This is a genomic window from Micromonospora sp. NPDC049645 (genome assembly GCF_040675155.1).
Taxonomy (GTDB): domain Bacteria; phylum Actinomycetota; class Actinomycetes; order Mycobacteriales; family Micromonosporaceae; genus Micromonospora.
The window spans coordinates 325,446-337,354 of sequence record NZ_JBFAOI010000002.1 but is presented as its reverse complement, the minus strand read 5'-3'; the positions used below and the strand labels follow the sequence as shown (position 1 = coordinate 337,354).

Annotated in this window: 6 protein-coding genes; 3 read left to right on the top strand and 3 right to left on the bottom strand. The window is 69.8% G+C overall.

Annotated elements, in window-relative coordinates:
* The first annotated feature begins 162 nt into the window (after positions 1-162).
* Complete coding sequence (locus AB0J33_RS07010; protein WP_363610766.1) at positions 163-1,362, top strand: pyridoxal phosphate-dependent aminotransferase; 1,200 nt, start codon at positions 163-165, stop codon at positions 1,360-1,362.
* 92 nt (positions 1,363-1,454) lie between these two features.
* Here the strand turns inward: AB0J33_RS07010 and AB0J33_RS07005 are convergent, their stop codons facing one another.
* Positions 1,455-6,497 (bottom strand): amino acid adenylation domain-containing protein, encoded by a 5,043-nt coding sequence (locus tag AB0J33_RS07005; RefSeq protein WP_363610764.1) that lies wholly within the window; start codon positions 6,495-6,497, stop codon positions 1,455-1,457.
* A 575-nt stretch (positions 6,498-7,072) separates the two neighbouring features.
* On the opposite strand from AB0J33_RS07005, the gene AB0J33_RS07000 reads away from it, so the two are divergent.
* Together AB0J33_RS07000 and AB0J33_RS06995 are read left to right on the top strand one after the other, a co-directional pair.
* Entirely contained in the window at positions 7,073-8,275 is a 1,203-nt protein-coding gene (locus AB0J33_RS07000) for an NAD(P)/FAD-dependent oxidoreductase (protein ID WP_363610762.1), read from the top strand.
* A gap of 128 nt (positions 8,276-8,403) precedes the next feature.
* On the top strand, positions 8,404-9,201 hold the full coding sequence (locus tag AB0J33_RS06995; protein WP_363610760.1) for a hypothetical protein: 798 nt from the start codon (positions 8,404-8,406) through the stop codon (positions 9,199-9,201).
* 484 nt (positions 9,202-9,685) lie between these two features.
* Here the strand turns inward: AB0J33_RS06995 and AB0J33_RS06990 are convergent, their stop codons facing one another.
* Together AB0J33_RS06990 and AB0J33_RS06985 are read right to left on the bottom strand one after the other, a co-directional pair.
* Entirely contained in the window at positions 9,686-10,681 is a 996-nt protein-coding gene (locus AB0J33_RS06990; RefSeq protein WP_363610758.1) for a DUF1702 family protein, read from the bottom strand.
* 57 nt (positions 10,682-10,738) lie between these two features.
* Positions 10,739-11,818, bottom strand: coding sequence for a carboxymuconolactone decarboxylase family protein (locus AB0J33_RS06985; RefSeq protein WP_363610756.1), 1,080 nt, complete (start codon positions 11,816-11,818; stop codon positions 10,739-10,741).
* Between the last annotated feature and the right edge of the window lie 91 nt (positions 11,819-11,909).

The window sequence follows — 11,909 nt, the reverse complement described above, 5'->3', positions numbered from 1 at the left end:
CGGGCGCGCGTTCGCCCTGTGGAAAGGCGGACGCGCGCTCGCCTCCTCGTCGGGCCTCGGGCACGCGCCGAACCACACCACGCCCGGGCTCGCCCCGCGAACAGCAGCCGGCGAGATGAGCCCGACCCAAACACCACGGCACACCCTGGAAGGAATCAGCTCATGTCGGTAACACCAGACCTGGAAAACATATTCAGATCGCCGGCGAACATTCCGGTTGGCGAGTCGGTGATCCGCGGTATGACCCGCGCCTGCCAAGCGGCGAACGCCGTCAACTTGGCCCAGGGCATACCGAACTATCCGCTTCCGCTTGCCCTTCAGGAGGCCGCCGTGGCGGCCATCCGGTCGAACGACAACCAGTACACGTCACCCCGCGGCAGCACGCAGTTCCTCGAGGCCATCAGCGAATTCGAGCAGCGGCGCTGGGACATGCCCGCGCCCTACGACCCGGAAACGCAGATCTGCGTCACGTGTGGAGCGACCGAGGGCATGCTGGCCGCGCTGCTCGCCGTGGCGGAGAAGGGCTCCAACGTCATCATCGTCGAGCCGGCCTACGAGTCGTACACGGTCAATCTGCGACTCATCGACGTGGAAGCCAGGTATGTGCAACTGAAGGGTCCCGATTGGGTGCTCGATCCGGCGGAGGTCGCCGCCACTGCCGACCAGAACACACGTGCGGTCATCATCAACTCACCGCACAACCCGACCGGGCGCGTCCTCACTCGCGAGGAGATCCAGGGTCTTGCCGACGTGTGCCTGCGGCTGGGCATCATCGTCATCCACGACGCGATCTACGACGAGCTGTACTTCACGAATGATCGACCGGCCAGGATTTCCGACATCCCCGGTATGGATCAGCAGTCGATCACGATAAACGCGCTGTCGAAGATGTTCTCCGTGACCGGTTGGCGGGTCGGCTGGGTGACCGGGCCGCAGAACCTCATGGAACGCGTGGCCCGCGTGCATGATTTCCTCACGATCGCGGCGCCGACGCCGTTCCAGGCGGCCGGTGCCGCGGCGCTCTCCCTGCCGACGAGTTACTTCGAGGAGCTGAGAGAGGTCTACGGGAAACGCCGGGACATCCTCGTCACCGGGCTGGAGAAATGCAATATCGAGTTCCAGCGGCCGGCCGGCGCCTACTACGTCATGTGTGACGCCACCTCGTTCGCCCGCCCCGGGGAAGGGGAAGCGCAGCTGGTCCAACGCCTGCTGCTGGAAGCCGGCGTCGGCGTGGTGCCCGGCCAGTGCTTCTACGGATCGGCTCGGACGGGCCCGCCGCAGATCCGGATCGCGTTCGCAAAGGGCGAGGACACCGTCGCCGAGGGCGTCGACCGTCTCTACAGCTACCTCAGTGCGGGCTGACGTAAGTCCCCATTGTCCGCACCACGATGGTGGACGGTTGAAGCGCACTGGGTCTGGTGGAAACTCCACCAGACCCAGTGCGCTTCGAGCTTTTACGCGTTGGCGCTCGCGCTGCGCTGCTCTGTGCTGGACAGTGACACGTAGCTGGTGACGCCGTTGACCGAGGGGTTGGCGAGGAAGGTCTTCAGCCCGATCTTGATGCCGAGCTGGTCCTCCAGCCGGGCCAGGAGGAGGGCGGCGAGCAGGGAATGGCCGCCCAGGTCGAAGAAGTTGTCGTCGACACCCACCCGGTCGACGCCCAGTGCCTGGGCGAACAGGTCACACAGCACCGACTCGCGCGCCGTTGCCGGTTCCTGGCCGGTGGCCACGGCGCTGTAGTCCGGCACCGGCAACGCCCGCCGGTCCAACTTCCCGTTCACCGTCAGCGGCAGCGCATCCATCACCACCACCGCCGACGGCACCATGAACTCCGGCAGCGTCCGCGCGATCTCCTGCCGTGCCGCGGCCGGATCCACCCGGCCGCCGGGCACCGGCACCACGTACGCCACGAGCCGCCGGTCGCCGGGACGGTCCTCCCGGGCGATCACCGCGGCCTGGCCCACCTCCGGCTGCGCGACCAGCGCCGCCTCGATCTCGCCAGGCTCGACCCGGAAGCCCCGGATCTTCACCTGCAGGTCGACGCGCCCCACGAACACCAGCAGGCCATCGGCATTCCACCGGACCAGGTCGCCGGTGCGGTACATCCGCTCGCCCGTACCGAAGGGGCACGCCACAAACCGCTCGGCGGTCAGCCCGGGCCGGTTCATGTACCCCCGCGCCATGCCCGCGCCGGCGATGTACAGCTCGCCCGTCACGCCCACCGGCACCAGCCGCAGGGCGCTGTCGAGCACGTACAGCCGCATGTTGGCCATCGGGCCGCCGATCGGCACCGGCTGCGCCGCCTGCTCCTCCGAGAAGTCGGTCATCGCGTGCAACGTCGTGAAGGTCGTCGACTCGCTCGGCCCGTACCCGTTCACCATCAGCACGCCCGGGCACCGCTCGACCACCCGCCGCACCGCGGCGCCGGACACGGCGTCCCCGCCGACCACCACCATCCGCAACCCGGCGAGCGCCGACGGCTGCTCCGCCGCCACCGCGTCGAACAGCGCCGACGTGAGCCACATGGCCGTCGGGGCCGCCCAGGCGATCACCTCCGCCAGGCGGGCGATGCTCATCTCCTCCGGCGGCGCGGCCACGTGCGTGCCCCCGCGCAGCAGCGCTATCCACAGCTCGTACGTCGAGATGTCATACGAGTGCGGCGAGTGCACGAGCATCCGTTCGTGCACGCCCTCCGGCCACGCCGGATCCAGCACCATGTCCACGACGTCCTGATGCGTCACCGCGACACCCTTCGGCACCCCGGTCGATCCGGACGTGAAGATCACGTACGCCAGCCGGTTCGGGTGGATGTCCGCGTCCGTGAAGCCCTCCGGCGCCCCGGTGGCGGCGTCCGCCGCCGTCGCCAACAGGATCGGCGCGCCGTCGGGGCGCACCTGCTCGGCGAGGTCCACCATCTCCTCGTCACACAGCACCGCCACGGCGCCCACATCGCCGGCCACGAACGCGATCCGCGACACCGGCCAGCTGACGTTGACGGGCACGTACACGCCACCGGACTTCAGGACGGCCAGCAGCGCCACCCACAGCTGCGTCGACCGCCGCATCACGACGAGGACCCGCGACTCCGCGGTGACGCCCGCGTCCACCAGCATCGCCGCCAGGCGGCTGGACCGCTCGTCCAGCTCCCGGAAGGTCAGGCTCGTCTGGCTGTCGACGACGGCGACCGCGTCCGGGGTCCGGGCCACCTGCGCCGCGAACACCCCGGGCACCGTCGCCGGGGCCACCTCGAGGGCGGTGTCGTTCCACCGGTGTACCACCAGCTCCCGCTCAGCCGGCGTCAGCATCTCCAGCTCGCTGATGCGGCGACCCGGGTCGGCGGCGGCCTGGCTCAGCAGTCGCTCCAACCGGCCGCCGAGGGCGTTCGCGGTCGACTCGTCGAACAGGTCCCGGGCATATTCGAACGAGCACCGGATCCCGGCCGGCGAGCCGTCGGCGGCGTACTCCGGGCGGAAGAACATGCTGAGGTCGAACTTGGCCGTCTCGCCCACCAGCGACTCGGTCTGCGCCTGCAGGCCCGGCACCTGCCACTGCCTGCTGGTGTCGTCGTCCGAGGTGAGCATCACCTGGAACAGCGGGTGCCGCGAGGCGGACCGGACCGGGTTGAGCTCCTCCACGAGGCGCTCGAACGGCACGTCCTGATTGGCGAAGGCCGTCAGGTCCAGCTCCCGCACCCGGCCGAGCAGCTCGCCGAAGCCCGGGTCGCCGGACAGGTCGACCCGCAGCACCACGGTGTTACCGAAGAACCCGACAAGGTCGTGGAGCGCCTCGTCGGTGCGGCCGGCCACCATCGTGCCGATGGGGATGTCGGTGCCGGCCCCGGAACGCGACAGCAACATGGCAAGCCCTGCCTGCAACACCATGAACACCGTCGCCCGGTGGGTGCGGGCCAGCTCCTCGAGACTGCGGTGCAACCCGGCGTCCAGCTCCAGCTCGACCAGGCCGCCACGATGCGACGGCTGCGGCGGCCGCAGCCGGTCGGCCGGCAGGTCCAACTGATCGGGCAGCCCCGCCAGCGCGGAACGCCAGAACTCCAGCTGCCGAGCCAGCACGCCGTCTCCGTCGCGGTCCTCGCCCAGCAGCCGACGCTGCCACAGCGTGTAGTCGGCGTACTGCACCGGAAGCGGCGCCCACTCCGGCGCCCGCCCGTCCAGCCGCGCCCGGTACGCCTCGCTCAGGTCCCGTACCAGCACCCCGGCCGACCAGCCGTCGCTGGCGGTGTGATGCATCACCAGCACCAGCACGTGCTCGGCGGGCCCCATCCGGAACAGCCACGCGCGCACCGGCAGCTCGCCGGCCAGGTCGAAGACGTACCGCACGGCCTGCTCCAGCAGGCCCGGCAGGCTCGCCTGATCAGCCGCCGCCATCGTCACCTGCGGCACCGCGACCGCGGCGTCCAACACCCGCTGGTACGGCTGGCCGTCCGCGACCGCGAACACGGTACGCAGTGCCTCGTGCCGGCCCACCACATCCCGCAGCGCTGCCGCCAGCACCTCCGCGTCCAGCCCGCCACGCAGCCGCCACGCGAACGGCACGTTGAACAGCGGGCTCGGGCCGTCGTACTCGTTCATGAACCACAACCGCTGCTGAGAGAACGACAACGGCAGCCGCTCCGGCCGATCCGCCACCCGCGTCAACGGCGTACGCGCGCTGCCCGCCTCCATCAGCGACCGTGCCAGCGACTGGACCGTCGGGTTCTCGAACACCACCCGGATGTCCAGCTCCACACCAAGCGCCGACCGCACCCGACTGATCAGTCGCGTCGCCATCAGCGAATGGCCGCCCAGGTCGAAGAAGTTGTCCTCGACCCCGACCCGATCGATGCCCAGGACCTGCGCGAACAGCTCACACAGCACGGCCTCCTGCGGAGTTGCGGGTTCCTGGGAGCCAGCCGCGGCGCCGAAGTCCGGCGCTGGCAGCGCCAGCCGGTCCAGCTTCCCGCTCACCGTCAGCGGCAGCGCGTCCATCACCAGCACCGCGGCCGGCACCATGTATCCCGGCAGCGTCCGGGCGGCCTCCTTGCGGAGCGCCGCCGGATCCACCTGGTCGCCGGGCCTGGGCACCACATAGCCGACCAGGCGCGGGTCGCTGGGACGGTCCTCCCGCACCACCACCACCGCGCGCCCCACACCCGGCTGCGCGGCCAGCACCGCCTCGATCTCACCCGGCTCGATCCGCAGTCCCCGGATCTTCACCTGGTCGTCGGCGCGTCCCAGGAACTCCAGCTGGCCATCGCCGGCCCACCGCACCAGATCCCCGGTGCGGTACATCCGCTCCCCCGCGCCGAACGGGCACGCCACGAACCGGTCCGCGGTCAACGCCGGCCGATTCAGATATCCCCGCGCCAGCCCCGCGCCCGCGAGGTACAGCTCGCCGGTCACCCCCACCGGGACCGGTCGCAACCCGTCGTCGAGTACGTACACCTGGGCGCCCGGCAGCGGCCGACCGATCGGGACCGGGCCGTCGTCCAGATCGGGCCCGGCCCCCACGTCACCGGCGGTGGCGTACACCGTGGCCTCGGTCGGCCCGTACGCGTTGATCACCTGGGCGCCGGGCACCGCCTCCCGCACGGCCCGCAGCACCGGCCCGGTCAGCGCCTCGCCCGCCAGCACGACCGTCTGCGCGGTGGCGGACGTCTCCGCGGCGGCCAGCACCCCCGCCATCGCCGAGGGCGCGGTGCTGATCAGACTTCCCGACCATCCGCCCCCCGCGAGCACCAGCACATCCTGCACAACCTCCACGCACCCACCGCAGGCCAGCGGTCCGAACAGCTCGAACACCGACACGTCGAAACTCAACGACGTCGACGCCAGCACCCGACCGAAGCGGTCCGCGAAGGTCGAGGCCGCCCACGACACGAACCACGCCGCCGAGTGGTGCTCCACCGTGACACCCTTGGGCCGGCCCGTGGACCCCGACGTGTAGATCACGTACGCCGGGTGCCCGGGTAGCAGCGGTGCGAGCCGGTCCGCGTCCGACAGTCGGGTGTCGGGCAGAGCGGCCACGGCGGCTCGGACCGCCGGGTCGTCCAGCATGATCATCGGCTCGCCGCGCACGCCCGGGCGCGCACCGTCCGACGCCGCGCCCACAGCGGTCCCGGCCAGGGCGCGTGAGGTGAGGATGGCGGCGGGATTGGCGTCGGCGAGCATGAACGCGATCCGGTCGGCGGGGTTGGCCGGGTCGATCGGCAGGTACGCCGCGCCGGCCTTGAGCACCCCCAGGACGGCGACGATCATTTCCGCGGACCGTTCCGTCGCCACGGCGACCAGCCGCCCCGGCCCGGCACCGCGCGTGACGAGGTACCGGGCCAACCGGTTCGACCTCGCGTCCAGCTCCGCGTACGACAGCGACGCGTCCCCGGACACCACCGCGATCGCGGTAGGGGTCCGGGCTGCCTGCGCCGCGAACAACTCACCCAAGAGCTCCTCGGCGGGAGCAGAAGAATCCGGCGTTACCTGGTCACTGACGCGCGTTGTCACGGCTGCTCCACTCACCCACGCTCGGTTTTGATTAGGCTGTCGAGTCACATGTCGGTCCAATGCTCTTCTGCGTACTCGAGGCAAGCTGCGTCGGATCTCGTTTTGCCGAGAACCAGGCAGCGGAAATCGCTCGCTCACACTGGTCGATGCCCCAGCGTCGCATTCTGTTTCCGGCGGCGCATCTCCGGGCGTGCTCGGCGCCCGTTTTGGCCGGTGGCAGCGAGCATTCTGGGAGGTGCGACGAGATAGCGGAACGGCAACTTGCGTCCCCGCGACGTTGATTTGCCAAAGGCGCAGCGAGCCACGTTCCACTTCTGCCGTACCTTTCGACAAGTTGCCGGGATCAGCCCCGGAAGCTCCCTCTCCGCCACCCGCAACTGTCCGGCAGGGCGGCTGCCGCCGAATACGAGAACGAACGCAACCGACACGCGGTGCCAGCGGGTCTCCTCCGCCATGTCGACGTGCCGGCGTCGGACGCGGCGCGGCCCCTCCGACCGGGGACCGAGGCGACCAGCCCGCCACGGGTCGGCACGGGCAAAGTTGGTCGGGCTGATGAACGGCCTGACGATGGAGTGGTGACCTACGACGCGATTGTGGTGGGGGCGCGGTGCGCGGGTGCCACAACGGCGCTCCTGCTCGCCCGAGCGGGGCACCGGGTGCTCCTGCTGGACCGCACCAAGTTCCCCTGCGACACCCTGTCCACCCTGTACATCCACCAATCCGGGGTCGAACGACTCGCCCGTTGGGGCCTGCTCGACCACGTCCAGCGGTCCGGCTGTCCCCCGCTACAGACCGTCAGCTACCGCGTCGCCGACATCTACCTGCGCGGGCCGGCGCCGACGCTGCCGGGAGTGGTCGGGTCCTACGCTCCCCGTCGATACATCCTCGACACCATCCTCGCCGAGGCCGCCGGGGCGGCCGGCGTCGAGGTCCGCGACAACGCATTGGTCACCGGTCTCACCACCGAGAACGGCCGAGTGACCGGCGTCCGCCTGCGCACCACGAACGGCACCGAGACGACCGAACGCACCAACCTCGTCATCGGCGCCGACGGCATGCGGTCCACCGTCGCCAAACTCGTCGACGCACCCCTCTACGCGGAACACCCGAACCTCACCTGCGTCTACTACACCTACTGGTCAGGCATACCAGCCGACTTCGAGATCTACGAACGTCCCGGCGGCTGGGTCGCCGCGGTAGGCACGCACGACAACCTCACCCTGATCGCCGCCTACCTACCCCAGGCCCAGTTCGCCCAGGTACGACGCGATCCGAAGGCCGCCTACCTGGCCAACATCGAAGCCACCGCACCTCCGCTGTGGCAGCGACTCACCGAAGCGACCATGGAAGACCGCCTCTACGGGACCGGCGACCAACGTAACTTCTTCCGGCAGGCTCACGGCCCCGGTTGGGCACTCGTCGGCGACGCCGGCCACCACAAAGACTCCATCAACGCGCACGGCATCACCGACGCGTTCCACCAGTCAGAACTTCTCGCCGCCGAACTCAACAACGGTGACGACCCGACAGCCACGATCAACGACCCAGTCCGCCAACGCGCTGCCCTGGGCCGTTACGCCACCACCCGAGACCAACACATGAAACCCACCTACCACACCAACCTGGTCACCGCCCGCCTCGACCCCGACCCCCACCTACTCACCCTCCTCCGCGCCATCCAGGACTCGCCGGAGCTCACCGAACGCTATTTCAGCGTGGTGGCGGGCATCCTCTCGCCGGAGGACCTCTTCACCAGAGACCTACTCGCCCGACTGTGACATGCGGGGCGGCCGACGCCTGTACGAGGCCGCACTGTTCGACAAGAACCTGCGCGCCGGCGCGGGGACGATGGCCATGAGCGGCAACCGGGCGTATCCGCGCGGTGACACGATCGGATAGGGACGACATGACACGTGCAAACCTCGACGAACTGTTTCTCCAGCGGCTCAGCGGCGGCGAAGCCAATCCCATCCTGGTCGCCGACTTCCAGGCGTTGTCCATGGCACCGCGCCTGAGCGAGATGCTCAGCGAGAACGTTCAGGGCAGGCCGGTCTTCCAGATCGACCCCATCGGCGCTCTCAGTGGGACGCGCCTCTACATCCCGTTGCCGGAGCTGGCCGCGGCCTGTGTGGACGAATTCCTGAGGTCCGGCGCGGACAACGGCCATGTGTTCGTGATCGGCCACTGCAGTTCCTCGGCGCTCTCCCTGCGCGTCGCGGACATGTTGGCGTCCAGCCGTCCGGTCACCGCCCTGCTGGTGCAGCCGGGATGGCCCGACGACGAGCTCGTCCAGGAGAAGTTCGACGAGTACCTCTCGAAGTTCGGCCCGGCCACCCGCTCGTGCCCGGACCTGGACGGGGACCCTTCGACGGTCGTCGCCGCGATGGAGCAGGTCTTCCGTGATGAGGTGACCGCGCTGGCGGCCAACCGGGACCTCGGTGGCACGATGGGAGCCTTCTCGGATCTGATCGTGTGGTACCGCGGCTGGCTCGCCTTCCTGCTGGCGTGCCGCAACGACACGTCCATCGAGGGCGCCCTCGGTCGGGCGGCGGTGACGGTGCTGTCCGACTCCCCCTCGACAGTCGAGGTCAAGGGCCTCAACCGAGACGCCTACCAGGTGGTGGAGCTGCCGATGCCTCAGCCGGCCGGCCCTATCGTGCCCGAGCTGGCCGAATTCATCGCGACGCAGGTCAGCCTTCCCTGAGCAGCCGCCTGAGGCGACGACCGCTCCACACGACCGGTGCCGGCGACTGGCCGGCACCGGTCGATCGCTTCGCCTCTTGTTGACCGCCGTCGTGCCTTGAGCATCGCATCCGTCACCCTCGGGCAGACGCACCGCTACGACTGCCGGTGCGTTTATCCAAGGCTCCCGGAAGATGTGCCATCGGGGTTCGAGACGCCATACCGATGATGGCGATTCGGCTCGTGCGGTAACGCCCCGTACCGTTCAGGGGCCTTCGCTCATGTCTCGGGGAGACTTCGGCAGAGCCGGTCTGGAATGGTGGGGCCGAACGCGGTCGTCGTCAATTCGATCGACCGCGCCCAGCCCCTGCTTCTCAATTTTGCGGCGTCGGTGACACGCACACACCTTCGGCGATGCGGTGCCAAATCCCGGTGCCCCGTTCAGCGGATCCGTACCATGACCTTCCGTCGCGGGGCACATCCGCCGCCGGCGGCGACAAGCAGCCTCAGCGCGCGCCGTGCGGGCTCGATGCCGCGACGGCGGTGCGGATCCGCTGACGCCACTGCTCGTACGCGGGTCCGGCGTCCGCGTCGTGTTCGACCACGGCGACGTCGTCGGCGAGCACAGCGGCCTTCTCGACGGTGAGACCGGCCAGCGCCGCGATCGCGGTCTCGCTGTGCGGCGGCACCGTACCCGAGTAGTGGCGCGCCTTGGCGGCGAAGACCGAGCCCTGTGCCACCTCTGTCCACAGCGGGCCCGCGAGACGCCGCAGCGTGGCCAGGTCGCTCGGAGCGCAACCGCCGGCGAACGTCGCCGCCAGCCCGACTCCGCTCCACAGATCGGCCTGCCGCTGGGTGGCGAAGCGCTCCACCGCGGTGGCCACGTCGGTCACGCGTCCGTTGTGGATGAACCACAACGCCCGGCCGATGCCCTGGTCGACGGCGCGGGTGAAGTAGTCCGGACTTCCCTGGAACGGATATGGCGCGGGCACCCGCTGCTCGTCGACCCACCGGCCGGTCTTGAAGAAGGCCAGGTCGAAGCCGTAGCCGTCGACCGCGAGCCAGCTCATCGTCGGGTGGTACGGCGTCCCACTGAGGTCCGGGACGATCCCCTTCCACAGCATCCGCGGGAGCTTCGCCATCGCGAAGCCGATACCGATGTAGGCCAGGAAGATGTGCGGCTGGCCCGGTCCGAGGAGCAGGTCACGGGTGCGGTGCCCACGTCCCCCTCGCATCGCGTCGAGGACCGTGAACGCCATGGTGGCGCCCTCGTAGGCGAACCCACGGTGCTCCGGCTCGACAAGGCTGAGCCGCCGCTCCACCTCCCACTGGTCGTGGGCGTCGATCCCCCACTCGAAGCCGCAGATCACCGCCTGCGGGATCGCTTCGAGAGGGCTCGGCGCCGACGACGACGCGCCCGGGAAACCGCGACGTTCGAAAGTCACCTCGCGGAGCGAGGGTGTCAACACCAACCGTTTTAGTGATCCGAGCGTGGTCGGCACGATTCTCCCCCATACATCGACATGTCGGCATTGCCTGTTGTTCTCGGTCTGGAAGCTCTACCTGAGAAATGCGCTGTCCCCGGTGGTCACCTGCCCCGCGCCCACCTGCCTGGCAGCCGCGTAACTAGCCCACGCGACGACCTCCACCAGCGCGGCGTCGCTCGGCTCCCGAGCCCGGAACTCGGCGACCACGTTCTCGTCGACCTGGTAGGACGCGAAGACGGTCAGCAGCGCGAGCCGGCCGGCGGCACGGTCGGCCTCGGGCAGATCGGCGATCAGCCGCTCGCACCACTCCCGGCTGTGCCCGGGTTCCTCACCCCGCCAGGTCGACAGGCGCTCGCCCACCAGATGCCGCACCGCTGGAGACAGCGCCCGCGCACCAACGCCGTCCAACGCCGCGAAGGAACGCGCCACGGCCGCGGCCACCACCGGGTGTCCCTGGGCCCAGGCCGCGTCCACCGGCAGCGGGGCGTCGTGCAGGAGCGTCAGCGCCCGACCCGACAGGCGGGACTCCCGCAACAGGGGATTCATGACCTGGCTCAACCCACGCTTGAACCGGCGCTGGGCAGCCGGACCGAATCTGCGAGGAACCAGGAACCCTGGCAGGAACACGTTCACCACCCGGGTCAGGTAGTGAAACGTGACCGCCACACCGACGAGCTCCGGTCGCTCCGCGGTGGAGAACGGCGGCTGACGCACGACCGGGTCGTCCGGTTGGTGCGCGACCCGCGCCCAGCTGGCCACGGCGCGCAGCCCCGGGTCCGCGACCTCAGCCGCGCGGTCGGCGACGATCGCCTCCGCGATCTGTTCCGAGGACAGGTCGTACAGGCCGATGCTGTGCATGTCGACGCAGTACGGGCAGAGGTTGGCCACCGACACCGCCGCCGCGACCGCCTCCTTGCGGGCGCGGTCGACCCGACCGGCCGCGCTGAGCGTCTCGCGGGTGAGCATCCAGTAGGCGGCCATCGACGGCGGCGACGGGGACTGCGCGAGGATCGGCGGGATCACCACCCGCATCTCGTCGGCGGCCTGCGCGTAGACCTCGGCGACAAGGCCGGTAGCGGCCGTGGGCGGCACCGGGTCGATGTACCTGACCTGCCGCTGGAGTACGGAGGAGATGACCCGCCTGGCAACCATGACCTGGTCTCACGACCGTGGTGCGGTGAGGCACCAGGGCGGGGTCGGGAGTGGCGGTTCCAATCGAGGAAGCGGAGGGTTGGCCATGTCC